The 26,889-nt window shown below is 73.5% G+C and carries 26 protein-coding genes; 16 read left to right on the forward strand and 10 right to left on the reverse strand.

The genetic code is table 11. The features are described from left to right. Positions 1-151: 151 nt before the first annotated feature. Positions 152-1,519 carry a serine hydrolase domain-containing protein gene (locus CLT71_RS10430; RefSeq protein ID WP_101366937.1) on the forward strand — a complete coding sequence of 456 codons (1,368 nt, stop codon included), beginning with the start codon at positions 152-154 and terminating at the stop codon, positions 1,517-1,519. A 62-nt stretch (positions 1,520-1,581) separates the two neighbouring features. Here the strand turns inward: CLT71_RS10430 and CLT71_RS10435 are convergent, their stop codons facing one another. After that, on the reverse strand, positions 1,582-2,400 hold the full coding sequence (locus tag CLT71_RS10435) for a DUF3097 domain-containing protein (protein WP_101366938.1): 819 nt from the start codon (positions 2,398-2,400) through the stop codon (positions 1,582-1,584). Between the two features lie 99 nt (positions 2,401-2,499). On the opposite strand from CLT71_RS10435, the gene CLT71_RS10440 reads away from it, so the two are divergent. Continuing rightward, positions 2,500-3,291: a hypothetical protein gene (locus CLT71_RS10440; RefSeq protein ID WP_101366939.1), complete on the forward strand. Its 792-nt coding sequence runs from the start codon at positions 2,500-2,502 to the stop codon at positions 3,289-3,291. A gap of 333 nt (positions 3,292-3,624) precedes the next feature. Beyond that, on the forward strand, positions 3,625-4,905 hold the full coding sequence (locus CLT71_RS10445) for a glycosyltransferase family protein (protein ID WP_143743429.1): 1,281 nt from the start codon (positions 3,625-3,627) through the stop codon (positions 4,903-4,905). Positions 4,906-4,980: 75 nt separating this feature from the next. Here CLT71_RS10445 and CLT71_RS10450 read toward each other — a convergent pair whose 3' ends face one another. The 4 genes from CLT71_RS10450 to fabG form a co-directional block, all read right to left on the reverse strand. Continuing rightward, positions 4,981-5,760 (reverse strand): HAD-IIA family hydrolase, encoded by a 780-nt coding sequence (locus CLT71_RS10450; protein WP_101366941.1) that lies wholly within the window; start codon positions 5,758-5,760, stop codon positions 4,981-4,983. A 64-nt stretch (positions 5,761-5,824) separates the two neighbouring features. Further along, complete coding sequence (locus CLT71_RS10455; protein ID WP_101366942.1) at positions 5,825-6,853, reverse strand: ferrochelatase; 1,029 nt, start codon at positions 6,851-6,853, stop codon at positions 5,825-5,827. A gap of 106 nt (positions 6,854-6,959) precedes the next feature. Next, the gene (fabI, locus tag CLT71_RS10460) at positions 6,960-7,733 is read right to left on the reverse strand and encodes an enoyl-ACP reductase FabI (protein ID WP_101366943.1); all 774 of its coding nucleotides are present in this window, start codon (positions 7,731-7,733) and stop codon (positions 6,960-6,962) included. A 115-nt stretch (positions 7,734-7,848) separates the two neighbouring features. Next, the gene (fabG, locus tag CLT71_RS10465) at positions 7,849-8,553 is read right to left on the reverse strand and encodes a 3-oxoacyl-ACP reductase FabG (protein WP_101366944.1); all 705 of its coding nucleotides are present in this window, start codon (positions 8,551-8,553) and stop codon (positions 7,849-7,851) included. 158 nt (positions 8,554-8,711) lie between these two features. Here fabG and CLT71_RS10470 point away from each other — a divergent pair, with 158 nt between their 5' ends. The 5 genes from CLT71_RS10470 (at position 8,712) to CLT71_RS36940 (ending at position 13,563) form a co-directional block, all read left to right on the forward strand. Next, positions 8,712-10,013: a sensor histidine kinase gene (locus CLT71_RS10470; RefSeq protein WP_101366945.1), complete on the forward strand. Its 1,302-nt coding sequence runs from the start codon at positions 8,712-8,714 to the stop codon at positions 10,011-10,013. Then, positions 10,010-10,675 carry a response regulator transcription factor gene (locus CLT71_RS10475; protein WP_101366946.1) on the forward strand — a complete coding sequence of 222 codons (666 nt, stop codon included), beginning with the start codon at positions 10,010-10,012 and terminating at the stop codon, positions 10,673-10,675. The genes CLT71_RS10470 and CLT71_RS10475 overlap by 4 nt, the downstream gene beginning before the upstream one ends. A 120-nt stretch (positions 10,676-10,795) precedes the next feature. Then, complete coding sequence (locus CLT71_RS10480; protein WP_101366947.1) at positions 10,796-11,797, forward strand: alpha/beta hydrolase; 1,002 nt, start codon at positions 10,796-10,798, stop codon at positions 11,795-11,797. Next, entirely contained in the window at positions 11,794-13,050 is a 1,257-nt protein-coding gene (locus CLT71_RS10485) for an acyltransferase family protein (protein ID WP_101366948.1), read from the forward strand. Before CLT71_RS10480 ends, CLT71_RS10485 begins: the two co-directional genes overlap by 4 nt. Before the next feature lie 339 nt (positions 13,051-13,389). Further along, on the forward strand, positions 13,390-13,563 hold the full coding sequence (locus CLT71_RS36940) for a hypothetical protein (RefSeq protein ID WP_158242208.1): 174 nt from the start codon (positions 13,390-13,392) through the stop codon (positions 13,561-13,563). 161 nt (positions 13,564-13,724) lie between these two features. Here CLT71_RS36940 and CLT71_RS10490 read toward each other — a convergent pair whose 3' ends face one another. From CLT71_RS10490 to CLT71_RS10500, 3 genes are read right to left on the reverse strand one after another with little or no spacing between them, the layout of a single operon-like run. Next, positions 13,725-14,675, reverse strand: coding sequence for a VWA domain-containing protein (locus CLT71_RS10490; protein WP_101366949.1), 951 nt, complete (start codon positions 14,673-14,675; stop codon positions 13,725-13,727). Next, entirely contained in the window at positions 14,672-15,628 is a 957-nt protein-coding gene (locus CLT71_RS10495; protein ID WP_101371323.1) for a DUF58 domain-containing protein, read from the reverse strand. The genes CLT71_RS10490 and CLT71_RS10495 overlap by 4 nt, the downstream gene beginning before the upstream one ends. Beyond that, positions 15,625-16,770, reverse strand: coding sequence for an AAA family ATPase (locus CLT71_RS10500; protein WP_101366950.1), 1,146 nt, complete (start codon positions 16,768-16,770; stop codon positions 15,625-15,627). Before CLT71_RS10500 ends, CLT71_RS10495 begins: the two co-directional genes overlap by 4 nt. A gap of 332 nt (positions 16,771-17,102) precedes the next feature. Between CLT71_RS10500 and CLT71_RS10505 the strand changes: the two genes are divergently transcribed. The 3 genes from CLT71_RS10505 (at position 17,103) to CLT71_RS10515 (ending at position 19,404) form a co-directional block, all read left to right on the forward strand. Beyond that, positions 17,103-17,357, forward strand: coding sequence for a hypothetical protein (locus tag CLT71_RS10505; protein ID WP_101366951.1), 255 nt, complete (start codon positions 17,103-17,105; stop codon positions 17,355-17,357). Positions 17,358-17,494: 137 nt separating this feature from the next. Then, on the forward strand, positions 17,495-18,010 hold the full coding sequence (locus CLT71_RS10510) for a PH domain-containing protein (protein WP_101371324.1): 516 nt from the start codon (positions 17,495-17,497) through the stop codon (positions 18,008-18,010). After that, positions 18,007-19,404, forward strand: a complete 1,398-nt coding sequence (locus CLT71_RS10515) for a PH domain-containing protein (protein ID WP_101366952.1) — start codon at positions 18,007-18,009, stop codon at positions 19,402-19,404. Before CLT71_RS10510 ends, CLT71_RS10515 begins: the two co-directional genes overlap by 4 nt. Here CLT71_RS10515 and CLT71_RS10520 read toward each other — a convergent pair. Then, the gene (locus tag CLT71_RS10520; protein WP_101366953.1) at positions 19,388-20,551 is read right to left on the reverse strand and encodes a phosphatase PAP2 family protein; all 1,164 of its coding nucleotides are present in this window, start codon (positions 20,549-20,551) and stop codon (positions 19,388-19,390) included. The two genes, CLT71_RS10515 and CLT71_RS10520, sit on opposite strands and share 17 nt — an antisense overlap. A 109-nt stretch (positions 20,552-20,660) precedes the next feature. On the opposite strand from CLT71_RS10520, the gene CLT71_RS10525 reads away from it, so the two are divergent. The 5 genes from CLT71_RS10525 to CLT71_RS10545 all read left to right on the forward strand — a co-directional run bounded on the left by CLT71_RS10525 (position 20,661) and on the right by CLT71_RS10545 (position 25,607). Further along, complete coding sequence (locus CLT71_RS10525) at positions 20,661-21,212, forward strand: PadR family transcriptional regulator (protein WP_101366954.1); 552 nt, start codon at positions 20,661-20,663, stop codon at positions 21,210-21,212. Further along, positions 21,212-21,868, forward strand: coding sequence for an ABC transporter ATP-binding protein (locus tag CLT71_RS10530; protein ID WP_101366955.1), 657 nt, complete (start codon positions 21,212-21,214; stop codon positions 21,866-21,868). The genes CLT71_RS10525 and CLT71_RS10530 overlap by 1 nt, the downstream gene beginning before the upstream one ends. Beyond that, complete coding sequence (locus CLT71_RS10535; RefSeq protein ID WP_101366956.1) at positions 21,865-24,156, forward strand: FtsX-like permease family protein; 2,292 nt, start codon at positions 21,865-21,867, stop codon at positions 24,154-24,156. Before CLT71_RS10530 ends, CLT71_RS10535 begins: the two co-directional genes overlap by 4 nt. A 162-nt stretch (positions 24,157-24,318) precedes the next feature. Further along, positions 24,319-24,768 (forward strand): thioesterase family protein, encoded by a 450-nt coding sequence (locus tag CLT71_RS10540; protein ID WP_486483188.1) that lies wholly within the window; start codon positions 24,319-24,321, stop codon positions 24,766-24,768. 8 nt (positions 24,769-24,776) lie between these two features. Next, on the forward strand, positions 24,777-25,607 hold the full coding sequence (locus CLT71_RS10545) for an MBL fold metallo-hydrolase (protein ID WP_101371325.1): 831 nt from the start codon (positions 24,777-24,779) through the stop codon (positions 25,605-25,607). A 159-nt stretch (positions 25,608-25,766) separates the two neighbouring features. On the opposite strand, the gene CLT71_RS10550 is transcribed toward CLT71_RS10545, so the two are convergent. After that, on the reverse strand, positions 25,767-26,705 hold the full coding sequence (locus tag CLT71_RS10550) for a PfkB family carbohydrate kinase (RefSeq protein ID WP_101366957.1): 939 nt from the start codon (positions 26,703-26,705) through the stop codon (positions 25,767-25,769). Positions 26,706-26,889: the final 184 nt, after the last annotated feature.

Raw genomic sequence — 26,889 nt, forward strand, 5'->3', positions numbered from 1 at the left:
CGGCGACCCACGATCGACGGGCATAAGATCTTGCCGGCCGAGAACCGGCGAATCCGCCACCACGGCGCGCCAATCCGGCCTGGTTTCACCTCTGGCGTCCGGTTCGGATAATTTCAGTCCGCTCCCCATTCCTGAGCCGAGGAGGCAGCCCATGGCCACCCTGCCGGAGACCGGCCTGCCGCCGGAGACCGCCCGCCGGATCGACGCGCTCGTCGCCCAGACCCAGGCCACCGGCCGGGCGCCCTCGCTGATCGTCGGGGTGCTCCGGGCACCGGTCGCCGCCGGCACCGCCCCAGGCGGGCTGGTGCACGTCGCCACGACCGGGGAGACCCCGTCGCCGGATCCTGACATCCAGTACCGGATCGGCTCGATCACCAAGACGATGACCGCGGTACTGCTGCTGCGCCAACGCGACGACGGACTGCTCGACCTGGACGATCCACTGGACCGGCACCTGCCCGGCACTCCGCTCGGCACCGTCCGGCTGCGTCAACTCCTCGGCCACGCCGCCGGGCTGCAACGCGAACCGGACGGCGAGTGGTGGGAGCGCACCGCCGGTGCCGGCCTGGACACCCTGCTGGCCGGGCTGACCCCCGACAAACTAGCCTTTCCGGCACATCGCACCTTCCACTACTCCAACCTCGCATACGGGCTGCTCGGGGCGGTGCTGGAACGGGTCACCAGCCAGTCGTGGTGGAAACTCGTCCGGTCCCGGCTGCTCGATCCACTGGGGATGGTCCGCACCTCGTACCAGCCGGTCGAGCCGTACGCCCGCGGCTACGTCGTACATCCCTGGCACGACACGCTGCGCGAGGAGCCGCGTACCGACACCGGCGCGATGGCACCGGCCGGGCAGCTCTGGGCCAGCCTGGCGGACCTGGCCCGCTGGGCGGGCTTCCTCGCCGCCCCGGATCCGGAGATCCTCGCCCCGGACACCCTTGCCGAGATGTGCGTACCGGTGGCGATCGCCGACCCGGACTCCTGGACCGCCGGCTACGGGCTCGGCCTGGAACTGCACCGGGCCGGCGACCGGGTGTACGCCGGGCACGGCGGTTCGATGCCCGGCTACGTCGCCACGCTCTCGGTACACCGGCCGTCCGGCATCGGCGTGGTCGGCTTCGCCAACGCGTACGGGCTGCGCGCCGGTTCGCTGCCGATGCTCGGCCGGCAGGTGCTCGGTACGGTGCTCGACGCCGTACCCGTGCCGGTTCGGCCCTGGCGGCCGGCAACCGCGCTGCCGGAGGCGCCGATCGCCGAGTTGACCGGCCGGTGGTGGTGGATGGGGCGCGAGTTCGAGGTGGCCTGGGACCCGGGCACCGAGGAACTGCTTGTCACCCAGATGCCGGCCGGCGCCACCCCGCGATGGCGGTTCGGCCGGGACGCGACAGGCCGCTGGCGGGGCCGTTCCGGCATGAACGACGGGGAGATCCTCACCGTCCGGCGCGACCCGACCGGCGCCGCCACGGCCCTGGACATCGCCACCTTCGTCTTCACCCGCGACCCCGACGACCTCGGCTGACCGGCTCTCCCGGTCTGGCCGGCTGTCCCGGTTGGGGGCAACGACAAAACCAGGACGGGGGGTCAGGGCTCGGACGGGACCGTGACGAAGTCGATGAGTCGTTCCATCGCGTTGATCAGGGGCGTCTCCACGTCGTGGAAACTGTCGACCCGGGCCAGGATGCGCCGCCACATCTCGGCCGGCTCGGCGACCCCGAGGGCGGCACAGACGCCCTCCTTCCACGGCCGTCCCGGCGGCACCACCGGCCACGCCCGGATGCCGAGCGCCGACGGCTTCACCGCCTGCCACACGTCGACGTACGGGTGACCGGTGACCAGCACGTCCGGCGAGGTGACCGCCGCGACGATCCGGCTCTCCTTGGAGCCGGGCACCAGATGGTCGACGAGTACGCCCAACCGCCGTCCCGGCCCCGGACCGAACTCGCGGACCCGCTCCGCGAGCGCGTCGATGCCGTCCAGCGGCTCCACCACCACGCCCTCGATGCGCAGGTCGTCGCCCCAGATCCGCTCCACAAGTGCCGCGTCGTGCACGCCCTCCACCCAGATCCGGCTGGCCTTGGCCACCTGGGCGCGTACCCCGGCCACCGCCACCGACCCGGATGCGGTCCGGCTGCGCGGGGCCGGTGCGGCCGACGGTGCCGGGCGGCGCAGCGTCACCGGCTTACCGTCGAGCAGGAACGCCGCCGGCAGCAACGGGAAGTTCCGGCGCCGGCCGTGCCGGTCCTCCAACACCACCGCACCGGACTCGAAACCCACCACGGCGCCACAGAACCCCGAATCGGCGTCTTCCACCACCAGATCGACCTCGGCCGGCACCTCTGGTGTCACCTTGCGCCGCCGCCAGTCCCCGGCGAGCACGTCGTCGCCGTACATCCTCCCCATGGGAGGCGACGCTAGCCGCCGCCGGCCGCCGATCGGCGTTGACGCGCCGCCGGGCCGGCACCCGAGACAGCCGGCGCGGAAAGCACGTACCCTAGCCGCATGTCCCCCGCAACGGGCGCGGCGACTCTCGTGGCGCGCCGGTCCAGCCGCTTCGTGGCCTGGGTGCGCGCATGGCGTGCCGGGCTGGTGCCCTACGACGAGATCGCCGACGAGATCGCCGGTGGCGAGGAGCATCTCGTCGCCGACGCCCCCGGCGCCTGGACCGACATACCACTGCGCGACGGGCTCTGCGCCTTCTCCAAGCTCTCGCCCGACGAGATCCGGCTGGTGCTGCCCGCCCCGGGCGATCCGCGCGGGCTGCCCGGTCCCGGCCCGTTCGCCTCGGCGGCCCTGCTGGCCGGCGAGGCGGTGGTGGCCCGGGGCCTGGGGGTGATTCCCGAGGTGCGCACCCACACCAGCGGGTCCGGAGTGACGTTCGAGACGGTGTTGTGGCGGGTCTATCCGCTGCCGGAGACCGCGCCGGCCGCCTCGCTGGGCAGTCCCGGCGCGGCCGAGGCCGAGGCCGAACTGGCGGTGACCCTCGCCGAGGCGACCGCCGCTCTGACCAGGCTCGACGTCGCGCAGTGGCGCCCCGAGCTGGCCGGTGCGCTCGCCGCGCTGCGCCGCCCCGACAACGGGATGGACCTGCCGCCCGGCTTCGATCCACGCTCGCGCCGACTCTTCGCCCGGGCCAGTGTGCTGGACCAGGTGCTCGCGCTGGCCGAGCACGCCGCTCCGGGCGGTTCGGTGAACGGTTACGAGGCCCAGCAGCGCGACGCCGCGCTCCGCCCGCTCACTGCCGCCTGCCGACGGGCGGTCGTGGCCGCCTGCAACGCGCCGCTCTCCGCCTGACCCGCGCCACCGCGCCGCTGGCGCTGCTCCGGACACCACGCGTCGCCCGGTGAGGCGACCCGCAGGTCGGCGAATGCGCTGGTAACAGGCCTGATCATGGAATCGGCGTGACCAATGCGTCAGGCGGTCCGGCCGCCGGACGGCAGGGGAAAAATTCCGGTCACAAAGGTACGGTAGGGTGCTCGTTTCATGGGCGGTACCCCGAATACGACTGATCTCGCGAACACCTCTCCCGCGAGTCCCCCCACATCTCGGCGCCAGTGGTTCAACCGTCGAACCCTGACCGAGCTGAGCTGGGTTCTGTTGGTGATAGCCATTGCCGGGGCTCTCTGCATGGGCCGCTACGAGGATCCGCGCCGGATCGCCTCCTCCGGCGACAGTTACTGGTACATGCGGCAGGCGCAGATTTTTGCTGGCACCGATCCGGCGACCGCCTCCGCCCGAGCGTCCGCTCAGGTGTGTCGCGACATCAACCGTGCGGCCAGAGACCAGAACATGCGCCCGGCCTGCCGCAACGGCTATCCCCAGCAGGGCATTTCTCCCCGGTACATCGCAATTTTCGACAGCCGCCCCGGATATCCGCTGTTCGCGGCGCCTTTCGTGAAGGTCTTCGGTGTCTGGCCCGGTATGGCAATGGCGACGCTCCTCATAGCCGTCGGTGTCGGCCTGCTCACATATCTGGCCGTCTGGCTCGCCTTTGGAATACGCCTGGTGGGCGTCGCCGCGGCTGCCCTGGTCTACCTGCTGCCCACCGGGTACTGGATAACCCGGATGCTCGCCGACGGCGCCATGCTGGCCGGCTGCCTCGCCGTGCTGATCGGCGCGATGCTGCTCTGGCGCAACCGGTTCAGCGGATTGCCGATCGCGCTCGCCGGCTTCGGCTGGACCTTCGTCACCAAGTCGGCGAACGGGGTGGCGATGGCCCTGGTGCTGATCGCCGCGAGCGTCTGTGCACTGGTGACGAAATACCCGAACCGGCGCGGCGCGCTGTTCACCGGCGGGCTCGGCCTGGCCACCCTGTTCGGCTGGTTCGCGGTCAGCGCGGCCCTCAAGCTGCCGTCGCTGACCGAGGCGATCCAGGACTACGCCACCACCCACTTCACCAGGCCGGACACCCCGGAGCCGTACACCTGGCTGTGGGAGAAGAACCTCGAATGGTGGCCGGGCACCCTCCAGCACTGGATGGTCTCGCCGTTCCCGGTGATCGCGGTGGTGCTGGCCACCCTGATCTTCGCCACCCGGACCCGGCACCTCACCTTCCTGTGGCTGGGTACCGGGCTGACCGGGCTGGCCATGCTGGCCGCGAAGCCGGTCGACACCGAGTACGAGCGGCTGATGCTCCCGGTCTGGTTCCTGGTCGCCGCCGCGCTCGGGTACGCCATCGTGGCGGCGCTTCCGGCCCGCTGGTCCGGCCGGCCGGCGGCCGAGGGTGCGGCGGTGCCTAGCGAGCGCCCCGCGCCGCCCCCGCCGCGGACGGACGGCTCCGCTCGCCCGGCCGGAGACGGTTCACCGGCCGGAGACGGGTCAGCCACCTCCGGCGGCGGAACTGCCGGCGGAGCAAGCGACGCGCCGCCCACCACCCGCACCAGTGCCGGGGTCGGCGCGGCCGGCTGAGCACGGTTTGGTTCACCGGCACCGACCGCCACTCGGCGGTCGGTGCCGGTTGTTCGTCAGGGCAACCGGAGCGGCTCAGATCTCGTCGATCAGGTCCGCGACCGAGGAGACGATCCGGGACGGCAGGTACGGATAGCGTTCGGCCTCGGCCCGGGTGCTGATCCCGGTCAGCACAAGTACGGTCTGCAACCCGGCCTCCAGCCCGCAGAGGATGTCGGTGTCCATCCGGTCACCGATCATCGCGGTCGTCTCGGAGTGCGCGTCGATGGTGTTCAGCGCCGACCGCATCATCATCGGGTTCGGCTTGCCGACGAAGTACGGCTCCACCCCGGTCGCCTTCGAGATCATCGCCGCCACCGATCCGGCTGCCGGCAGAGCGCCCTCGGTGGACGGGCCGGTCGGATCCGGGTTGGTGCAGATGAACCTCGCCCCGCCGTCGATCAACCGGACCGCCTTGGTGATTGCCTCGAAGCTGTACGTCCGGGTCTCGCCCAGCACCACGTAGTCGGGCGCGAAGTCGGTCAACACGTACCCGACGGCGTGCATCGCGGTGGTCAGCCCGGCCTCCCCGATCACGTACGCCGTACCGCCCGGGCGCTGGTCGGCCAGGAACTGCGCGGTGGCCAGCGCGGCGGTCCAGATGGCGTGCTCGGGTACCTCGAAGCCCATCCGGTTCAGCCGGGCCTGGAGGTCCCGGGCGGTGTAGATCGAATTGTTGGTGAGGATCAGGAACGGCTTGCCGGAGGCACGCAGCGCCCGGACGAACTCCGGCGCACCGGGCACCGGCTGCCCCTCGTGCACCAGCACACCGTCCATGTCGGTGAGCCAGCACTCCACCGGCTTGCGATCGATCATGCCGGCACCCGGCAGGGGAAGGCGGGCAGGCTCTGCTCTTTCATGACTCTCCTATGGGGCGGGGTCACGGGCGCCGGGCCGGCTGGCAGCAACCGGCCGGGCAGGTGTCCCAGGCGGGCAGCGTACCCAGCCGGCGTCGCGCCGCCGTGTCGGCCGGGTTAAGCCGCTCGGTCACCAACTCCCGGACCATCGCCACGAACCGCTGGTCGGTGCCCGGGGTGGCGGCCCGGACGAAGTCGAGGCCGAGCTGCTTGGCGGTCGCCGCCGCCTCGGTGTCCAGGTCCCAGACCACCTCCAGATGGTCGGAGACGAAACCGATCGGGCTGACCACCACCGAGGTGACGCCCTCGGCCGCCAGCGCCCGCAGATGGTCGTTGACGTCCGGCTCCAGCCACGGCACCTGGGGCGGCCCGGAGCGGCTCTGCCAGACCAGGTCGTACGCCAGGCCGGGGGCGGCCCGCTCGGCCACCAGCGCGGCGGTCTCGCGCAGCTGCGCCTCGTACCGGCCGCCCTGCGGGCCGGCGGAGGCGGCCATCGAGACCGGGATCGAGTGGGCGGTGAAGACCAGCCGGGTGCTCTCCCGGCGCGCCGGGTCGAGGGTGGCCAGCGCGGTGGCCACCGCGTCGGCGTGCGGCTCGACGAATCCGGGATGGTCCCAGTACTGCCGCAGCTTGTCGATCCTCGGCGCGTCCGGTCCCACCGCCGCCCGGGCCGCCGCGATGTCCTCCAGGTATTGCCGGCAGGAGGAGTAGCCGCCGTAGGCGCTGGTCACGAAGCCCAGCGCGGAACGGATCCCGTCGCGGTGCAGCTCGGACACGGTGTCGGCGAGCATCGGGTGCCAGTTGCGGTTGCCCCAGTAGACCGGCAGGTCGAGCCCGTGCGCGGCGAAGTCGGCCCGGATCGCGGCGAGCAGGTCCCGGCACTGCTGGTTGATCGGCGACACGCCGCCGAAGTGCTGGTAGTGCTCGGCGACCTCGGCCAGCCGGTCCGGTGGCACGTTCCGCCCCCGGGTGACGTTGGTCAGGAACGGCAGGACGTCCTCCGGCCGTTCCGGGCCACCGAACGAGATCAGCACAACGGCGTCGTACGACATGCCACCATTGTTCCCGCCCCGGCCGGGTGGACCGGGCCGGGGCGGCCCGTCCGCCGGGTCAGACCGGCGGGACCTTGCTCACACAGCGACGCTCACGTAGCGGCGCTCACATGGCGGCGCCGAGCGCGTGGTAACCGCCGTCGACGTGCACGATCTCGCCCGTGGTGGCCGGGAACCAGTCGGAGAGCAGGGCCAGGCAGGCCCGGGCGGCCGGCTCCTGGTCGGTGAGCGCCCAGCCCAGCGGGGCCCGATCGGCCCAGGCCTGCTCGAACTGCTCGAAACCCGGGATCGACTTCGCGGCCATGGTGCGCAGCGGGCCGGCCGAGACCAGGTTGCTGCGGATCCCCTTCGGGCCGAGGTGCAGTGCCAGATAGCGGGAGGCGGACTCCAGCCCGGCCTTGGCCACGCCCATCCAGTCGTACACCGGCCAGGCCTTGGTGGCGTCGAAGGTGAGCCCGACCACAGCGCCGCCCGGGCTCATCAGCGGCAGCGCGGCCACCGCGAGCGCCTTGTAGGAGTACGTCGAGACGTGCACCGCGGTCGCCACGTCTTCCCACGGCGCGTCCAGGAAACCGCCGCCGAGGCAGCTCTGCGGCGCGAAGCCGATCGAGTGCACCACCCCGTCGAGCCCGTCGACGTGCTCGCGGACCCGGTCGGCCAGGCTGGCCAACTGCTCGGCGTCGGTGACGTCCAGCTCGATCACCGGTGCCGGCTCGGGCAGCCGCTTCGCGATCCGCTCGACCAGGGACATCCGGCCGAATCCGGTGAGCACCACCTGCGCCCCGTTCTCCTGGGCGAGCTTCGCCACCGAGAACGCGATCGACTGGTCGGTGATGACACCGGTGACGAGCAGCCGCTTGCCGGCCAGCAGTCCAGACACGTGAAGATCCTCCAAACCGTCGTGGTCCCCCGCGTCCCGTGGCCGGTCCGGGTCGGTCCCGGCCGATCACGGCGCCTGGGCGATTGTGCCAGTGATTGCCCCGGGTCCGGGCCGGTCAGTGCCCCATGCCGAGGCCGCCGTCGACCGGGATGACCGCCCCGGAGACATAGCCGGCGGCGTCGGAGGCGAGCCAGGCCACCACCCCGGCCACCTCGTCCGGGCTGGCCATCCGGCCGGCCGGGATCGACTTGCGGATCTCCGCCTTGCGCTCGTCGGAGAGCCCCGCCGTCATGTCGGTGTCGATGAAGCCGGGCGCGACGACGTTCGCGGTGATGTTCCGGCCGCCCAGCTCACGGGTGATCGACCGGGCCACCCCGACCAGCCCGGCCTTGCTCGCCGCGTAGTTCACCTGACCCGCGCCGCCGGAGAGGCCGACCACCGAGGAGACGAAGACCATCCGCCCCCACCGGGCCCGGAGCATCTTCGTCGAGGCCCGCTTGGCGCACCGGAACGCGCCGGTCAGGTTGGCGTCGACGACCCGGGTGAACTGCTCCTCGGACATCCGCAGCAGCAGCGTGTCGTCGGTGATCCCGGCGTTGCAGACCAGCACCTCGACCGGCCCCAGCTCCGCCTCGACGGCCGAGAAGGCCTCGTCGACCTGGGCGCTGTCGGTGACGTCGCAACGCACGCCGAAGAGGTCGGCCGGCGGGTTGCTGCCGCGGTGGGTGACCGCCACCCGGTCCCCCTGCTTGGCGAAGGCCTGCGCGATGGCCAGGCCGATCCCCCGGTTTCCTCCGGTCACCAGCACGGTTCGGGCCACGGGTGTCCTCCTCACGGACGGTACGGACGTGCGGGTTGGAGACTAGGCGCTACCGGCAGGTAAGTCGTAACCCGGGTGGGGTGCTACCCGGGTACTACCGGCGGGATCGTGCCACGGGGTGACGACGGTGAGCTTCGGACACCCGTACCCTGCGGTTGATGGAGAACGGCACCGCCGGGGCGCTGCGCGCCGGCTGGGACGACCTGCGCCGACTGCTCGTCGGGGCGGACTATCCGCTGACCCCACCGACCGGGCCGCCCGGCAGGTGGCGGCAACGCTGGCACCGCCTCCGGCCCTTCCTGACCCCGGTACTCGTCTTCGCCCTGGTCGGCCTGACCATCGCCGGCGCGCAGCACCTGAGCGACACCCGGGGCATGCCGGACGGGCTGGCGCTGCTCTTCGCCGCCGCCGGGACCCTGCCCGCGGTGCTGGCCCCGTTCCGCCCGCTGCTCGGCTGGCGGATCGGCTATCCCGTGCTCTACCTCGGCGTGATCGACGCGCTGCCCGGCGAGACGTGGCCGTGGAACCCGGTGCAGATCATCGCCTTCCTCTTCGTCCTGCTGCTGCTGGCCGCCCGGACCAGCCTGGGGGTCGCCGCCTGGGCGGGGCTGCTCAGCGTGCTGCCGGCGTACCTGTTCGTGCCGACCCGGGCCAACGCACACGGGGTGACGATCCTCTTCCTGGCGATCCTGCTCGTCGGCGACCAGGTGCGGCGGCGCCGGCAGAGTCAGCGGGCCCTGGCCGAGCAGGCCGAACGCAGCGAGCTGGAGCAGGCCAGGCGGGCGGTGCTGGAGGAACGGACCCGGATCGCCCGGGAGATGCACGACGTCGTCGCGCACCACATGTCGATGATCGCGGTACAGGCGGAGACCGCGCCGTACCGGCTGGCCGGGCTGCCCGAGCCGGCCCGGGCCGAGTTCACCGCGATCGCCGGGTCGGCCCGGGAGGCGCTGACCGACATGCGCCGGCTGCTCGGGGTACTCCGCAGCGAGTCGGCGGCACCGGAGACCGCGCCGCAGCCGGGGCTGGCCGACGTACCGGAGCTGGTCGAGGCGGCCCGCCGGGCCGGGATGTCGGTCACGGTCGCCAACGGTCCCGAGCCGGAGCAGCACCGGGCGGTACCGGAGGCGGTCGGGCTGGCCGGGTACCGGATCATCCAGGAGGCCCTGGCGAACGCGGCCCGGCACGCGCCCGGGACGGCCGTGCGGGTCTCGGTGGACGCGGACGACACCGCGCTGGTCATCGGCGTCTGGAACGACCCGGCCGGACCCGGCGCCGGCCGGCCGGGAAACGCCGCCGCCCCCGCCGGGCACGGGCTGACCGGGATGCGGGAGCGGGCCCGGCTGCTCGGCGGCCGGCTGCGGGCCGGACCGACCGACGATCAGGGGTACGCCGTCACCGCGCACCTGCCCTACGCTCCGGAGTCGGCCGCGGAGCACGACGGAGGTACCACCCGATGATCCGGGTACTGATCGCCGACGACCAGGCGATGGTCCGGCAGGGTTTCGGGGCGCTGCTGGCGGCCCAGCCCGACCTGCTGGTGGTCGGCGACGCGGCGAACGGCGCCGAGGCGGTCACCGCGACCCGCCGGCTCGACCCGGACGTAGTGCTGATGGACGTCCGGATGCCGGTGCTGGACGGTCTGGCCGCGACCCGGCAACTGCTCGGCGACCGGCCGGGGGCGGACCGGCCCCGGGTGCTCATCCTGACCACCTTCGACCTCGACGACTACGTCTACGAGGCGCTGCGGGCCGGCGCCAGCGGTTTCCTGCTCAAGGACGCCCCGGCGGCCGACCTGGTGCACGCGGTCCGGGTGGTCGCGGCCGGCGACGCGCTGCTCGCCCCGGCCGTGACCCGCCGGCTGATCGCCGAGTTCGCCGCCCGGCCCGGCCGGGACCGGCCCCGCCCGACCAGCCTGGCCGGGCTCACCCCCCGGGAGACCGAGGTGCTGCGGCTGATCGCCCGGGGGCGCTCCAACGGCGAGATCGCCGCCGAGCTGGTGGTCGCGGAACAGACCGTGAAGACCCACGTGGGGCGGATCCTGAGCAAGCTCGACCTGCGCGACCGGGCCCAGGCGGTGGTCGTCGCGTACGAGTCCGGGCTGGTCGCCGCCGGCGACTAGTGCCCCGGTACCCCTGCCGTAGTCCCCGGGTAGGTCGCCGGAAGCCGTCCCGTGGCGTGACGCGCCAGCCATCTCCGAACCCGCATCCTCTGCTGCACAGGCGATCGGAGGGAGTTCGGGATGGTGTGGCGACCGGCGGTACGACCGGTGCTGGCCGGCCTGCTCGCGCTGGGGCTGATGGTGCCACCACCGGCCGGGGCGAGCGGGGTGGCGGTGGCGCGGGTCGGGTTCGTCGAGGCGTACCCGGCGGTGGCGGCGGCGATGCGGGCGGCCGGTGCGCCGTACGCCGACTGGATCGCCGCCGGCCGGGACTTCCTGGCGTTCGATCCGCGCGGTGACGGGCTGGCCGTGGAGGTGTTCGGCGACCTCGGCAGCGCCGACCGGATCGCCGTGCTGGTGCCCGGGGTGGACAGTACGCTGCGGAACTTCGACCGTGGCCTGGGCGGGGTACGCCGGCGCGCCCCGGCCGTCCAGGCCCGCGCCCTCCACGACGAACTCCGAGCCGTCCAGCCCGGTGCCCGGGTGGCGGTGCTGGCCTGGCTCGGCTACGACCCGCCGAACGGGCTGGGTCGGGCGGCGGCCCGCGCCGAGCACGCGCGGGCCGGGGCGGACGCCCTGGTCGAGCTGACCCGGACGCTGGCCCGGCACCGCCCCGACGCGGCGGTGACGCTGATCGGGCACAGCTACGGCGCGCTTGTGGTCGGGCTCGCGGCGTCCCGGGTGCCGGCGCAGGTGACCGACCTGGTGACGCTGGCCGGGATCGGCACCGGCGTGGACCGGGCGGCCGAGCTGGGCACCGACGCCCGGGTCTGGGCGGCCGAGGCGCCGGACGACTGGATCCGCCGGCTGCCCCCGGTGCGGATCCTCGGCTTCGGGCACGGCGTCCGGCCGGCGGCACCGGAGTTCGGCGCCCGGCCGCTGCCGGTGGCGGGGGTGCGCGGCCACGACGGCTACCTGGTGCCGGGCAGCGCCACGCTGCACGCGACCGCCCTGGTCACCCTCGGTGCGGCCGCAGGCGCCGCCCCGGCCGCCGGGGTCGACCGGCGAGCTGCCGCGGGGGTCGGGCGGCAGGCTGCCGCTGAGGTCGACCGGCAGGCTGCCGACGGGGTGAGCGGCCGATGAGCCTCCTCGAAGCGCGGCGGACCGAGGGCACGGCGGCGCACCCGACGCCGTCGGGGGGTGGCGAGCGGGATCGGGGCATCGACGGGCTGCGGGCGTACGCGATCGGCGGGGTGGTCTTCGGGCACTGGCTGGTCACCGCCCTGGTACTCGGCCCGGACGGCGCGCTGCGCACCGCCAGTCCACTGGCCGCGATGCCGGCGCTGGTACCGGTGAGCTGGCTGTTCCAGACGCTCGGCCTCTTCTTCTTCGTCAGCGGGTACGCCTCGGCCCGGTCACTCCACTCGGCTACCGCCCGTGGACTGGCCCCACTGCCGTGGCTGCGCCGACGACTCGGCCGGCTCGGTCGGCCGGTACTGCTGCTGCTCGGCGGCTGGCTGGCGGTACTCGGCGCAGCAGCCCTGCTCGGCACTCCGGCGGGAACGCTGCGTACCGCCGCCACCCTGGTGGTCAGTCCACTGTGGTTCCTGCTGCCGCTGGTGGTGCTGATCGCGTCGACCGCGCCACTGGCCCGGGCACTGGACCGGTACGGGGTCGCCCGGCTCGCCGTACCGGCCGTGGCGTTGGTCACGCTCAGCGACCTCGCCGGGCGGGTCGGGGACCCGTCGAGCTGGCCGGTGCCGTTGCCCGGGGACGGGGCGTGGCGGGTACCGGTCGCGGTGCTGGCCGGCTGGCTGCTGCCGTACCTGCTCGGAATGGCCCTCGCCGACGGCCGGCTGGGTGGCCGGCGGACCGCCCTGGGGCTGCTGCTGGCCGGCGGGGCCGGGATGGCCGGGCTCGGCTGGGCGGGCTATCCGCTCAGCGCGGTCGGGGTTCCCGGGCAGGGAATGTCCAACCTGGACCCACCGTCGCTCTTCGCGGTCTGCCTGGCGCTGGCGCAGGTCGGCGCGGCGCTGCTGCTCCGGCCGGCACTGGGCCGGGCGCTGGCCCGACCCGCCCGGTGGGGGCCGGTGAACCGGCTCAACACCCTGGCGATCAGCGTCTACCTGTGGCACCAGAGCACCCTGCTCGGGGTGACCGCACTGGCCGCGCTCGCGGCCCGGCTGACCGGCACCGGTGCCGTACCCGGACTGCACACGGCACCGGACGGCCCCGCCTGGGTGGTCGCCCGGCTGGCCTGGCTGCCGCTGCTGTTGCTGGTCCTCGCCGTACTCGTCGGGCGGGTCGGCGGCGACCGGCGGCGGGGTGCCCGGGACGAGCGTCGAGCGGCTTCCGGGCGGCTCCGGAGCAGCGACCCGGATTCATACCGAGAGTGACCGACAGAACCACTTTCCCGGCCCGGTGCGGTCGGGGAGCCGACACCCGTGGGACCCGGATGCCGACTGCGGCCGCCGGGCCCTGCGGGTGTACGATGATTCACGTCCCAGGTCCGGTCGACAGATGGAGGTGATCGCTGTGCGAAATAGCGATCCTCCCAGTCGTGGCCGGGTCCTTGGTCAGTCCGCCTGAGCCGTGACGTCTCCCGCCGACTGACCCAGTTCCGCTCCACACCGCATCCCCGGACCGCCCGGCATCTGCCGGCGCGCCGTCCGGCCGTGCGCCTTCCGATGGCTGTCGCCGAGCCGAGATGTGTGGAGCCAACCGGTCACGACTTCGTGTGCGCGCCCACTGATCCCCGAGACGGTCCCGCCCGGCTCCGCGCCGCCGCGGGCGTCTCCAGTCGCCACCCGGAGAGCAGAATCATGCAGCGTTACGTCGCCCCGCTGGGCTTCACCCTCGCCGCCGCCTGGGTCGTGCTGGTCTTCATCCTGGTCAGCGCGACCCCGTGACCACCACCACCCAAGCGACGACCGCCATCCCGGGCCGACGGTCGACCCTGGGCCGACCGTCGACTCCCTGAGCACCGTCACACGCCTGACCACCGTCACACGCCTGAGCACCACCGCGCGGGTGACGGCCGCCAACCGCCGCTTGACGGCCGGCGAGGTGGTCAGACCAGGCGGGAGGTCCAGAGCAGGCTCAGTCCCGCCGCGCAGAGCGCGAAGAGCAGCGCGATCCCGGCGTACCACTGGGTGATCTCCCGGGCCTCGGTGCGGAACCCGATCGAGCTGCCCATGTCCTGGTAGACCTGCTTCAGCTCGGTGACCGAGGCCGCCTCGTAGAAGAAACCCTGGGTCGTCTCGGCCAGCTCGGCCAGGGCCAGCCGGTCGACCGGTACCCGCTGCACCTGGCCGCCGATGTCGACCTGGCCCGAGTCGGTGCCGAACGCGATGGTCGAGACCGGCACGTTCGCGGCCTGCGCCGCCGCACCGGCCTCCTCGATCGAGCGGCCCGAGGTGCGGTATCCGTCGGAGAGCAGCACGATCCGGGCCGGCGGGATGCCCTGGGCACCGTCCGCCGGTACCGAACGGATCGCCTCCAGGCAGGTGAAGACCGCCTCGCCGGTCGCGGTCGCCTCGGCCAGTACCAGACCGTCGATGGCCTGGGTCACCGCCGGGCGGTCCTTGCCCGGTGGCACCAGCACGTTCGCGGACTTGGCGAAGGCGACCAACCCGAGGTTGTAGCTCGGCGGCAGTTCCGCGACGAACTGCTTCGCCGCCTCCTGGGCCGCCTCCAGCCGGTTCGGCGCCACGTCGGCCGCCTCCATCGACAGCGACACGTCGATCGCCAGCATGATGGTGGCCCGCTCCAGCGGCTCCTTAGTGTCGATCGCGGGGCGGGCCATCCCGGTGGCCAGAACCAGCAGGCTGAGCAGCATCACCCCGGCCGCGGCGTGCCGGCGCCAGCCGATCCCCTTCGGCGCGAGGCTGCGCAGCAGCTCGACGTTTGTGAACCGCATCGCGTACGTGCGGCGGTGCATCTGCCGCCAGACGTACGCCCCGGCGAGCAACAGCACGGGAAGTACGGCCAGCAGCCACCACGGTTGCAGAAAACGGATCATCGAGTCGTCCCCCGGGTACGGGCGTGCCGCTGCGCTGCGACGAAGCGCACCATGTCCAGCAGCCAGTCGGAGTCGGTACGCAGCCGCAGGTGCGCCGCTCCGGCGGCCCGCAGCTCGTGTGCGATGGCGGCACGCTGGGCTGCCGCCGCGTCGGCGTAACGGCGCCGCAGCCGTGGGTCGGCGGTCTGCACCTCGTGCAGCTCACCGGTCTCCGGGTCGACGACGGGCAGCACCCCGACGTCGGGCAGTTCCAGTTCCCTCGGGTCGACGACCTCGACCGCGAGCACCTCGTGTCGGACCCCGAGCTTGCGTACCGGGCGTCCCCACTGCTGCGGCGGGGCCAGGAAGTCGGAGATCACCACGGCCATCCCCCGGCGCCGGGGCGGACGGTTGAGCGCGTCCACCAGCAGGCCGAGGTCGGTGCGCCCGGGTCGGGTAGGCGTGCCGGCGACGGCCCGGAGCAGGCCCTGCGCCTCCTTGCGCCCGGGTCGGGCCGGCAGCCGCAGCACTCCCGGCGGCGTGGACGGCGATCCGGTCCCGCCGCCCGAGGGCGGGCCGGTGCCGATCACCGCGCCGATCCGGTTGCCGCCGCGCACGGTCAGGTGGGTGATCGCCGCCGCCGCCGCGATCACGAGTTCCCGCTTGAGCCAGCGCCCGGTGCCGAAGTCGAGGCTTGCCGAGAGGTCCACCGCCAGCCAGGTCTCCAGTTCCCGGTCGACGACCGTACGCCGGACGTGCGGCACCGTCGTCCGGGCCGTCACCGGCCAGTCCATCCGGCGTACGTCGTCACCGGGGCGGTACTCCCGGGACTCCCCCGCCTCGGTGCCGGGCCCCGGCAGCAGTCCGAGGTAGTCGCCCTGGAGCAGCCCGTCGAGCTTGCGGGTGACCAGCAACTGCAACCGGGAGAGTACGGCCTCGGCCCGGGCCGGACTGCCGTCGGTCGCCGATGTCATGCCGGCGGGCGCCCGGGCCACGCCAGGCCGGCCGCCGGCACTCCGGACGCGGGACCGAGGACGGGTCCCGGGCCGGCCGGCGGGGCGGGGGTGGCGTTCTGTCGGGGCGCGACCGAGGGAAGCGGGATGGTGGACATCACCCGGTCGACGACGTGATCGGCGGGGATGTTGTCGGCCAGCGCGTCGTAGCTGAGCACCAGCCGGTGCCGGAGGATGTCCGGGGCGATGTCCTGGACGTCCTGTGGCAGCGCGTAGTCCCGGCCGCGCATCAGGGCGAGGGCCCGGGTGGCCCGGACGATGCCGAGCGAGGCGCGCGGGCTCGCGCCGTACTGGATGAGCTGGGCCACGTCCGGCATCCCGTGCTCGGCCGGGGCGCGGGTCGCCAGCACCAGGCGTACGGCGTAGTCGACCAGGGCGTTGTGCACGAACACCCGGTCGGCCTTCTGTTGCAGCCCGACGAGTTCGAGCGGGGTGAAGACCGACGACGGCTCGGGGGCGCTGACCCCCATCCGGTAGACGATCTCGCGCTCCTCGGCGTCGGTGGGGTAACCGACGATGATCTTCATCAGGAAGCGGTCCCGCTGCGCCTCCGGCAGCGGATAGACGCCCTCCTGCTCGATCGGGTTCTGGGTGGCCATCACCAGGAACGGATTCGGCACCCGGTGGGTCTGCCCGCCGATCGACACCTGCTGCTCGGACATCACCTCCAGCAGCGCCGACTGCACCTTGGCCGGTGCCCGGTTGATCTCGTCGGCGAGGAGGAAGTTCACGAAGACCGGACCGAGTTCGACGTCGAACTTCTCGCTCGACTGCCGGTAGATCCGGGTACCGACGATGTCGGCGGGGACCAGGTCCGGGGTGAACTGCACCCGGGCGAAGGTACCGCCGACCACCCGGGCCAGAGTCTCCACGGCGAGCGTCTTCGCCACCCCGGGTACCCCTTCGAGCAGGCAGTGTCCCCGGGCCAGCAGCGCGACGAACATCCGCTCCACCATCCGGTCCTGGCCGACGATCACCCGCTTGACCTCGAAGAGGGCTCGTTCGAGCAGGGTGGCGTCCTCGGCCGGGGTGCTCCCGACGGTCGGGACGGCACCGCCGACGTCGGGCGGGGTCGGGGTGTCGGGCGTCGTCGGCTGGGCCACCAGTCCTCCACAGCAGGGTCACGGGATCAACGGGTCGGCGCGGGCCGACGTCCCCAAGCCTCGCACGTCCGCCGAGCGGACCGCGAAGGGAGAACCGGATTTGCGGTTCCATGCCGCGCATTTGCGCCTCGTCGAGACGCGCAATCCGGAAAACGGGCGATCGTGGGTAGACATAGAGGGGTTTTCTCTGTGTACGATGGCGCGAATCGCCGGGCGGCTCCCCCCGTGGCCGCCCGGCGATCTCTCCGCCCGGCCCTGGCCGTCCCGCTGCCCTGCCCGGCCCGGCCGTGCCCTGCCCGGACCTGGCCGTGCCGAGCCGTAGACTCGCCGCCGTGAGCGAAGCGTCCGCAGCCGCCGGCAGTTCTCCGCCGGCCGACGACCCGCCCCGGACCTGCTCGGCGCGGGGCTGTCGGGCACCGGCCGCCTGGGCGTTGCACTGGAACAATCCCCGGCTGCACACCCCGGAACGGCGCAAGACCTGGCTCGCCTGTGTGGAGCACCGGCAGTCGCTCGGCGACTTTCTCGGCGCGCGCGGGTTCCTGCGCGAGGTAGCACCCGCCGATGGATCGCCTACGCTCGACACGTGAGCGACCGAGACGGCGAGCGAGACCGGCACGGCGAGGACCACCGGGGCGGGCCCGGCGCGGACGAGCAGGACGACGCACGAGACCGGTACGGCGCGGACGGCCGGGGCGGGCACGGCGCGGCGTCGAGCGGCGAGCCGGTGGTCGGGCCCGCCACGACCGGACCGACGGACCCGCTGGAACCGTGGCCCGAGACCGTAGCCTGGCAGCCGGTCTCCACGGACCTGATAAAGGTGGAGGCACTCCGGCTCGGGATCGGCATGCTGGCCCTGGCCATCGGGGCCGGGATCGGCCTCACGTTCACCGGTCACTGGCTGTTCGGCCTCGCCCTCGGCGCGGTGGTAGTACTCACCCTCTGGCGGCTGGCGGTGATCGTCCGGGCCGTACACGCCTGGGGATACGCCGAACGCGACCACGACCTGCTGGTCCGGCACGGTCTGCTGGTCCGGCGGCTCTCGATCGTGCCGTACGCCCGGATGCAGTTCGTGGACGTCACCGCCGGGCCGCTGGAGCGCGCCTTCGACCTGGCCACCGTGCAACTGCACACCGCTGCCGCCGCGAGCGACGCCCGGGTGCCCGGTCTGCGCCCGGCCGAGGCGTCCCGGCTGCGTGACCGGCTCACCGCACTCGGCGAGGACCGGGCGGAGGGTCTGTGACCGCGGAGGGAGTCGCCGAACCCCGCAAGCGGCTGCACCCGCTGAGTCCGCTGCTGCACGGGGCGAAGTCACTCGTGGTGATCGTCGCCGCGCTCTCCTGGTCGACGCTGTCCCGGGTCGGTCTCGGCTTCTTCGCCCTGCTGGTGGTGGTGTTGCTGCTCGGCGCCCTCGCCCTCTCGGTGGTCAGTTGGTACAACACCGGCTACCACGTGGTGGGGCGGGAACTGCGGATCCACGAGGGTCTGCTGTGGCGGCGTACCCGGGCGATCCCGCTGGAGCGGTTGCAGTCCGTGGAGGTGGTCCGGCCGCTGCTGGCCCAGCTCAGCGGGCTCGCCGAGCTGCGCCTGGAGGTGGTCGGCGGCGGCAAGACGGAGGCGCCGCTGGCCTACGTGACGGTGGCCGACGCGGTGGCCCTGCGGGAACGGCTGCTGGTGCTGGCCGGCCGGGCGCCGTCCGCCCCGGTCGAGCTGCCCGGTGCCGCGCCCGGCACGACACCACCGGGGCAGCCCGGTGCGTCGCCGGCGGGTCAGCCCGGCATTCCCGGCCTGCCCGGGTTGGTCGGCACCGTCGAACCTCCGGTCGGCCGGCACCTGCACGCGGTCGCCAACCGTGACCTGCTGGTCAGCCAGCTCCTCACCCCGCAGGCGTTCTTCCTGCCGTTCGGGCTCGCGTTCGTGCTGACCCAGTTCTTCACCGAGGGTTCCTGGTCGTTCATCGCGGTCGCCAGCACCCTCACCGCGATGGCCGGGGTGGTGCTCCAGCCGATCCGGCGGGTGCTCGACGACTGGAGTTTCCGGCTGGCCCGGGACGACGCCGCGCTGCGGGTCCGGCACGGGCTGCTGGAGACCCGGGCCCAGACGGTACCGCTGGACCGGCTCCAGGCGATCGGGGTCACCTGGCCACTGCTCTGGCGGATGAAGGGCTGGCTGCGGATGCGGTTGTCGGTCGCCGGGTACGCCGGCGGCGAGGTCGACGACCGGAGCCACCCGGACCGGCTGCTACCGGTCGGCGACCTGACCACCGCACAGATGATCATGGCGGAGATCCTTCCCGGGGTGGCGATCACCGGCACCCTCACCCCACCGCCCGCCCGGGCCCGCTGGGTGCACCCGTTGGCGCGTACCGCGCTCGGCGCCGGGCTCTCCGCCCGGGTCTTCGCGGTCCGCTCCGGGCTGCTGACCCGGGAACTCCTCGTCGTGCCGTACGCCCGGATCCAGAGCGTACGGGTGGTGCAGGGGCCGCTTCAGCGCCGGTTGCGCCTGGCCACCGTGTACGCGGACACCGCGGGTGGGCCCGCTGCCGCCGCCCGGGACCGGGACCTGCACGAGGCGTGGGCGCTGGCGGCCGAGTTGACCGCCCGGGCTCGGGCGGCCCGGCTCAGCGACCCGCGCTGACCGTCCGCTCCGGCGCCGGCCCGGACTCCGGCCCGGCAGCGCCGGGAACCGATTCGACCTCGGCACCCGCCCCGGCCGCCCGGCCGCCAGCCACGGCCGAACCGTCCAGAGCCGCCCCGCCCAGAACTGCACTGTCCACGGTCGACTCGGAACCGGTCGACGCTGAGCCGGACGGGTCGGGCTCGGACGGCCGGCGCCGTGCCTTGCGGGCCGCCCACCAGCGCTCGGCGAGGCCGACGGCCAGGAACGTCAGCCCGACGTACGCCCAGCCGACCAGTACGTCGATCACGTAGTGCTCGCCCGCGTAGACCAGGGTGAAGGTCATCGCCAGCGGATAGCAGAGCAGCAACGGCCACCAGCGTCGCCGGGTCGAGCCGAGGAAGAAGACCACCACGAAGAGCGCCCAGGCGGTGTGCAGCGACGGCATCGCGGCGACCGGGTTGGAGGCGATCTGACCGGCGTTGAGCAGGTTGCCGGCGCCGTGCATGCCGAACTCCCGCCAGCCACGGGTGGAGATCCGGGCGACCTCCTCCAGCATCCCGTACTGGGCGGCCCACCAGGGCGGCGCGGCCGGGTAGATGAAGTAGGTGACCAGGCCGCTGGCGCAGAGGAAGCCCCACCGGCGCATGAACGCCGCCCAGTGGGGCCGGGAGCGCAGCCAGAGCACCACCGCGGCGGCCAGGGTGACCACGAAGTGCGAGAAGTAGACCCAGCTGACCCCGACGTCCCACCAGTGGATGCCGTCCGGGTCGTAGAGATGCTGTTGCAGCCAGACCGTGGGGACCTGGCCGTCCATCGCCCAGCCGAACATCCACCGGTCGGTGACGATCAGCTCGTAGGCGTGTGGCGTCGCCCCGTTGTCCGCGAACCCCCGGGAGAGGTTGTAGAGGGCGAGCAGCACCACCACCGGCAGCCAGTCCCGGGCGAAGCCCAGGTGGGTACGCCAGGGCCGGTCGCTGCGCCAGGCGATGGTGGCGGCCCAGAGCCAGGCGAAGGCGTACAGCGGGTCGGTGGGCAGGCCGATCAGCAGCCAGGCGGCGACGAAGGCCACCGTCCAGATCGACATGGCGACGAACCGGCGGCGGCGCTGGCCGTCCGGGGGCGCCGGATCGGGCGACGGCGCGGGCGGGGTGTCGGTGACGAGCATCGCCGTCCAGGTTAACGGCGCCGGTACGACGGACGCCGGGAGGGACGTTGGCGCGGCGACTAGCAACTCGCTTGCTAGTCTAGTAACTCAGTTGCTAGTGTCCCAGGTCATGTCGGTCTCCCGGATCCTGCTCGGCCTCCTCGAACCGAGGTCCCAACACGGCTACGTGCTGCGGCGCCGCTACGACGAGTGGTTCGGCAACAGCCGCCCGCTCAAGTCGGCGCAGGTCTACGCCACCCTCGGCCGGCTGGACCGGGACGGGCTGATCGATCTCGCCGGGGTGGCCAGCGGGGTCGGCCCGGACCGTCGGGTCTACGCGATAACCGAGGCGGGCGTCGGCGAACTCGACCGCTGGCTCGACGAGCCGGAGGTACCCGAGGTGACCGGCAGTCGCCGGGTGCTCTTCGCCAAGGTGCTCATCGCGCTCTCCAGCGGCCGGCCGGCCGAACCGATGCTCGACCGGCAGCGCCAGGCGCACCTGGCCCGGATGCGCGAGCTGCGCGCCCAGCGGCAGGCCGGCGACCTGCTCACCCAACTCGACGCCGACTTCGAGATGTACCACCTCGACGCGGATCTCAAGTGGATCGACGGCGCCGTCGCCCGGCTCTCCCGGCTGGCCGCGCTGGTGACCCGCCTCGACGAGGCGGAGAAGGAGTCCTGATGACGCTCCAGGGCAGCAACCTGGCCCTCCGGTTCGGCCGGACCGTCGCGCTCGACGGCGCCGACCTGACCATCTCCCCCGGCGAGATCGTCGCCGTGATGGGACCATCCGGCTCCGGCAAGTCGACCCTGCTGCACGTACTCGCCGGCATCCTCCGCCCCGAGCACGGCGAGGTACGCCTCGACGACCAGCGCATCGACATCCTCCCGGACGGCCCGCGCAGCAGGCTCCGGCTCCGGTCGTTCGGTTTCGTGCTCCAGTTCGGCGACCTGGTGCCCGAGCTGTCGCTGCGGGAGAACGTCGAACTGCCGCTGCGGCTGCTCGGCACCCCCCGGAGCGAGGCACGGCGGCGCGCAGCCGAACTCCTCGGCCACCTGGCCGTGGCCGAGCTGGCCGACCGGCGCCCGGGGCAGGTCTCCGGCGGCGAGGCACAGCGCGCCGCCGTCGCCCGGGCACTGGCGCACCGGCCAGCGGTGATCTTCGCCGACGAGCCGACCGGTGCGCTGGACAGCGCGGCCGGCGAGGTGGTGCTGGACGCGTTGACCGGACTGGCCCGCAAGGAGGGCAGCGCGGTCGTGATGGTCACCCACGAGGCCCGGGTCGCGGCGTACGCCGACCGGACCGTCTTCCTCCGCGACGGCCGGGTGACCGCATGAGGCGGTGGATCTGGCTCGGACTGCGACTCTCGGTCGGCTCGGGGCGGGGCGGGCTGCTGCGCACCGCGCTGATGTCGTCCGGGGCGGCACTCGGGGTACTGCTGGTGCTGGCGTCACTGGCCACGGTCTCGGTGGCCGGGGCACAGCACGGGCGGGCCGAGGCGCGCACCCCGGTCCGGGAGGAGAACCCGGCCAACCCGTCTACATTGCGGGTCTACGACATCGAGGACGTGGTCGACGGCCGGGTGCTCCGGCGTACCGCGGTGATCGGTGCCACCGCGACCAGCCCCCGCCCGCCCGGGGTGGCCGCGCTGCCCGCACCCGGGGAGATGGTGGTCTCGCCGGCCCTGCGCGACCTGCTCGGCACCGACCCGAAAACGGCGGCACGCCTGCCGCAGCGGGTGATCGGCACCGTCGGCCCGGCCGGGCTGCTCGCCCCGGACGAACTGCTGGCCTACGTCGGGTCGCCACCGGTGACCGTGCCGGAGGTGGACCGGATGCTCGACGAACACTGGCCGGTCACCGGCTTCGGCCACCCGCTGGGCTACGCCCTCGGCCAGGGCGCCGGGCCGGACGTCTTCACCCCGGCCCGGATCCTGGCCGGCGCGTTCGGACTCTTCGTGCTGGTTCCGTTCGGCGTCTTCCTGGCCACCTGCGCCCGGCTCTCCGCCTCCACCCGGGACCGACGGATCGCCGCGCTGCGACTGCTCGGCGTCTCGGCCCGGCAGGCGACCCTGGTCAACGCGGTGGAGACCGGGGTGGTCACCCTCGGCGGCGCGCTGCTCGGGCTGGCCGGGTTCGCGATCCTCGCACCGCTGTCCGAGGGCTGGCGGATCGGGCGGCTGCGCTGGTACGCCGCCGACCTCGCCGTACCCGTGCCGGTGGTCCTCGGGATGGTCGCGGTGACCGTGGTGTACGCGGTCGCCATCGGCGTACTCGCCACCCGGGCGGCCCGGATCGACCCGCTGGCGGTACGCCGTAACGCACCGCACCGCCGCCCCGGCGTCTGGCGGGTACTGCCGCTGATCGCCGGTCTCGCCGGTGCGGTACTCGCCGGCTGGTCCGGCCGGCACGAACCCGCCCAGGGCGACGCCCTGCTCTTCGCCGGCTCGATGCTGCTCACCGGGCTGGCCCTGCCGCTCGCCCTGCCCACCCTCGGGTACGCCGCCGCCGCGCTGGTCGCCCGACTGCCGGGTACCCCGGTCTGGCTGGAACTGGCCGCCGCCCGGCTGCGGCACGCGCCAGGGGTGGCACCCAGGCTGGTCGCCGCCTTCGCCGTGATGGTCTACGCGGCCGGGATGGGCTCGCTCGGCATCAGCCTGGTCATCGACGTCGGTGATCTGAGCTCGACCAGCGATCCGGACGGACGCCAGATGTACCAGGCCGGCGGCCCAGGCCCGCTCCCGACGGCCGAGCTGCGGCAGGTGCCCGGCGTGCAGGTAGTCGACCTGGTCAGCGTGCCGGCGACGGTCGCCGGCGAGCCGGACTACCTGGTCGTCGGGGACTGCGCGGACCTGACCGGGATGTTCACACTCGAAGCTGGCGAATCCTGCGTGGATGGGCAGACCTACCGGCTGGTGCACCAGACCTTCTTCGGCGGGGCGCCGCTGGCGGAGCCGGGCACCGAGGTGGTCGCCGGCAACGGCACCCGGGTACCGGTACCGGAGCAGATCCTGCACCTGACGATGCGGTTCGACCGGGGTGTGGGCGGGCAACTGCTGGTCACCCGGCGGGCACCGGTCGCTGCCGCGCTCGGCGTACCGCCGTCTTCCCACCTGCAACTGGTGGCCTCCGACCGGGCCGCCGCCGACCGGGCCGCCCAGGTGCTGGCCGCCCGGGTGCCGACCAGCTATCTGGCGGGCGACCTCGGGGCCCGGCGCGGGTTCGACACGGAACTGGTGATGACGTTGCTGGTCGCCGGGCTCACCCTGAGCTTCGTGCTCGGCATCGGGGCGTTCGCCGCCGCCGCAATCGACCGCACCGTGGAACGGCGCCGGGACAACGCCACGCTGGCCGTGGTCGGCACCAGCCCGCGCGTCATCACCGCCGGAGAGATCGGATTCGGCACCCTGCCGCTGGCGATCGGGCTCGGGCTGGCCAGCCTGGCCACGATCACCATCGCGATCGTCCTGGCCGGCCTCTTCGACGTCGACCGGGCGCGGGTGCTCGACCGGGTCGCCCCGACGCTCTGGCTGGCCGGCGGGGCGCTGGTGGTCGGGGTGGTGCTGATCGCCGTACCGGCCTGGCTGACCCAGCGGATCACCGCCGAGCAGCTCCGCCGGCCCTGACCTGCCCGGACGCGCACCTGGACGACGGAGGCGTTACGGGCGACCGGTAACGCCTCCGTTGCCCAGGTCAGCGGGTGCGGCCAGCTGTGGACTGTCCGACAGTCGTCCGGCGTGTCGTCGCGTGTCGGAGTCAGCGGTCGGCCGAACACTTACGCTTTGCTGATGGATCAGGAACACCCGGCCGGACCCGTGCCGGAGGCACGGGCCACCGCACCGGAGGCAGAGAGCGTTTTTCCGCCCGGCCTGACCGCCCGGGTCGAGCTGACCGTCACCGACGTCGACACCGCGCAGGCGGTCGGCTCCGGCGACGTTCCGGTGCTGGGTACGCCCCGGGTGCTGGCGCTGGCCGAGGCGGCCACCGTCGCCGCCACCGCCAGCCGGTTACCGGCCGGGATGACCACCGTCGGGATGCGGGTGGAACTCGACCACCGGGTGCCGACCCCGGTCGGCCGGACCGCCGTGGCGCAGGCCCGGCTGGCCAAGGTCGACGGGCGGCGGCTGCTCTTCGAGGTGGCCGTCACCGAGGGCGCCACGACGGTGGCCGAGGGCCGGGTCGAACGGGTACTGGTGGACCGGCACCGCTTCGTCGAGCGGGCGCAGGGTACGCCATGACGACCACCATGGGCGTCGCCTTCACCGAGATCGCCGACCGGGTGTACGTGCTGCGCCAGCCGCTGCTCGACGTCAACGTGACCCTGGTGGTCGGCGACGGCACGGCGCTGGTGGTGGACACCCTCTCCACCGCCGGGCAGGCCGCCGAACTGCTCCACGCCGTCCGGGCCCTCACCACCGACCCGCTGATCGTGGTCAACACGCACCACCATTTCGACCACTGCTTCGGCAACGCCGCGCTGGCCGCCGACGGGCCGGTACCGATCTACGCGCACGACGAGACCGCTCGGCTGCTCCGCGAACAGCCCGCGCTGCTGCGCCGGCAGGCGTACGACGAGGTGTTGCCGGCCGATCCCGGGCTCGCCGCCGAACTGGCCCGGACCACGGTGCTCGCCCCCACCCACCCGGTACGCCAGGAGGCCACCGTCGACGTCGGCGGCCGGGCGGTGCTGCTGCGGCACCTGGGCCGGGGGCACACCGAGGGTGACCTGGTGGTGCAGGTGCCGGACGCCGACGTGCTGGTCGCCGGTGACCTGATCGAGCAGAGCGGCCCGCCCGCCTTCGAGGACGCCTTCCCGCTGGAGTGGGTGGAGACCGTCGCCGCGCTGCTGGGCCTGCTCACCCCTGCCACCGTGGTCGTCCCCGGGCACGGCACCGTGGTCGACAGCGAGTTCGTCCGGGTCCAGCACGACGACCTGGCCACGATGAGCTGGCTGATCCGCAACGGGGACGCCGACCGGGCTCCCGCCGAGCGGGTCGCCCAGCGCACGCCGTTCGGCCCGGAGGCCGGCCTCGCCGCCGTCCAGCGCGGGTACGCCGAACTCCACGGCAACACCTGACCGGAGCGACGGCACCGCCTGACCGGACCGCACGGGACCGCCTGACCGGGACCGCCTGACCGCACCGCACGGCACCGCCTGACCGGCACCGCCTGACCGGCAGCGGGTTCTGCGGTACGGGCACAGCGACGCCTAACCGGCAGCGGTTCGAGGGTGGGGTCAGTTGGGGAAACGGCGGGCGACCTGGGCCCGGGTGGGCATCGAGACCGCACCGCCCGGGGACTCGCAGACCAGCCCGGCGACCTTGAGCGCGTAGCCGACCCGGTCGGACCAACCGGCCTGGTCCGCCGGAAGGCCGTCGGCGAGCAGGTCGGCGATCAGGGCCGCCATCACCGAGTCGCCCGCGCCGGTCGCGTCCACGGCGTCGACCACCGGCGCCGGTAGGCGTACCCCGGTGGCGCCGGCGCCGGTCGAGACCAGCGCGCCACGCGGGCCGAGGGTGACCACGACGGTGCCGGCGCCGAGGTCGTGCAGCCGCCCGGCGGTGGCCTCGGCCGAGTCGTCCCCGTAGAGCACCTCGGCGTCGGCCAGGCTCAGCTTGACCAGGTCGGCGGAGGCGACGAACTCGGCCACCACGGCCCGGAGCCCGGCCACCGCGGCCTCGTCCGGCAACAGCCGGGGCCGGACGTTCGGGTCGAAGACCCGCAGCCCGGTGGCGAGGGTCCAGGCCCGTCGGGCGGCGGCCAGCACCGGCGGGCAGAGCAGCACGATCGAGCCGGCGTAGAGCACCGAGGCACCCTCGACCAGGGGTACGTCGAGATCGTCCGGCCCGAGCAGCCCGTAGGAGAGCGGCTCGCCGTAGAACCGGAAGTCGGGTTCCGCCCCGGCGAAGGTGGCCACCGCCAGCGCGGTCGGCACGGGGCGGACCACCACGCCCCGCCGGCCGACCCCGGCACCGGCCAGGAAGTCGGCGATCCGCCCGGCGAGTGCGTCGTCGCCGAGCGAGCCGGCGAACTCCACCTCGGCGCCGAGCCGGGCCGCCCCGACGGCCACGTTCAGCGGTGCCCCGCCGATCGCCTGCCGGTAGACGGGCTGCCCGTCGTACTCGCCGTCGAGCAGGTCGACGAGGGCCTCGCCGAGCACCACCGCGTATCCCATCCGAGCCCCTCCCGAGCCGCACCGCCGGCCACACCGCGTCCGCACCTACCGCCGTCCGACCTACCGCCGTCCGCACCCACCGCCGTCCGCACCGGAGTCGTTGCCGGACCGGGCCGGCCGGCACCGGCTGGTTCCGGTGTGTCCCCTCCGACCTTGGCATACCGCCGGTTCCGTCGTACCCACC

Source organism: Plantactinospora sp. CNZ320 (genome assembly GCF_002846275.1).

Bases quoted from the DNA above. Each gene is read 5' to 3' on its own strand.
- CLT71_RS10430 (WP_101366937.1), top strand. From the start codon at position 152: ATGGCCACCCTGCCGGAGACCGGCCTGCCGCCGGAGACCGCCCGCCGG.
- CLT71_RS10435 (WP_101366938.1), bottom strand. From the start codon at position 2,400: ATGGGGAGGATGTACGGCGACGACGTGCTCGCCGGGGACTGGCGGCGG.
- CLT71_RS10440 (WP_101366939.1), top strand. From the start codon at position 2,500: ATGTCCCCCGCAACGGGCGCGGCGACTCTCGTGGCGCGCCGGTCCAGC.
- CLT71_RS10445 (WP_143743429.1), top strand. From the start codon at position 3,625: ATGGGCCGCTACGAGGATCCGCGCCGGATCGCCTCCTCCGGCGACAGT.
- CLT71_RS10450 (WP_101366941.1), bottom strand. From the start codon at position 5,760: ATGATCGATCGCAAGCCGGTGGAGTGCTGGCTCACCGACATGGACGGT.
- CLT71_RS10455 (WP_101366942.1), bottom strand. From the start codon at position 6,853: ATGTCGTACGACGCCGTTGTGCTGATCTCGTTCGGTGGCCCGGAACGG.
- CLT71_RS10470 (WP_101366945.1), top strand. From the start codon at position 8,712: ATGGAGAACGGCACCGCCGGGGCGCTGCGCGCCGGCTGGGACGACCTG.
- CLT71_RS10475 (WP_101366946.1), top strand. From the start codon at position 10,010: ATGATCCGGGTACTGATCGCCGACGACCAGGCGATGGTCCGGCAGGGT.
- CLT71_RS10480 (WP_101366947.1), top strand. From the start codon at position 10,796: ATGGTGTGGCGACCGGCGGTACGACCGGTGCTGGCCGGCCTGCTCGCG.
- CLT71_RS10485 (WP_101366948.1), top strand. From the start codon at position 11,794: ATGAGCCTCCTCGAAGCGCGGCGGACCGAGGGCACGGCGGCGCACCCG.
- CLT71_RS10490 (WP_101366949.1), bottom strand. From the start codon at position 14,675: ATGATCCGTTTTCTGCAACCGTGGTGGCTGCTGGCCGTACTTCCCGTG.
- CLT71_RS10495 (WP_101371323.1), bottom strand. From the start codon at position 15,628: ATGACATCGGCGACCGACGGCAGTCCGGCCCGGGCCGAGGCCGTACTC.
- CLT71_RS10520 (WP_101366953.1), bottom strand. From the start codon at position 20,551: ATGCTCGTCACCGACACCCCGCCCGCGCCGTCGCCCGATCCGGCGCCC.
- CLT71_RS10525 (WP_101366954.1), top strand. From the start codon at position 20,661: ATGTCGGTCTCCCGGATCCTGCTCGGCCTCCTCGAACCGAGGTCCCAA.
- CLT71_RS10530 (WP_101366955.1), top strand. From the start codon at position 21,212: ATGACGCTCCAGGGCAGCAACCTGGCCCTCCGGTTCGGCCGGACCGTC.
- CLT71_RS10535 (WP_101366956.1), top strand. From the start codon at position 21,865: ATGAGGCGGTGGATCTGGCTCGGACTGCGACTCTCGGTCGGCTCGGGG.
- CLT71_RS10540 (WP_486483188.1), top strand. From the start codon at position 24,319: ATGGATCAGGAACACCCGGCCGGACCCGTGCCGGAGGCACGGGCCACC.
- CLT71_RS10545 (WP_101371325.1), top strand. From the start codon at position 24,777: ATGGGCGTCGCCTTCACCGAGATCGCCGACCGGGTGTACGTGCTGCGC.
- CLT71_RS10550 (WP_101366957.1), bottom strand. From the start codon at position 26,705: ATGGGATACGCGGTGGTGCTCGGCGAGGCCCTCGTCGACCTGCTCGAC.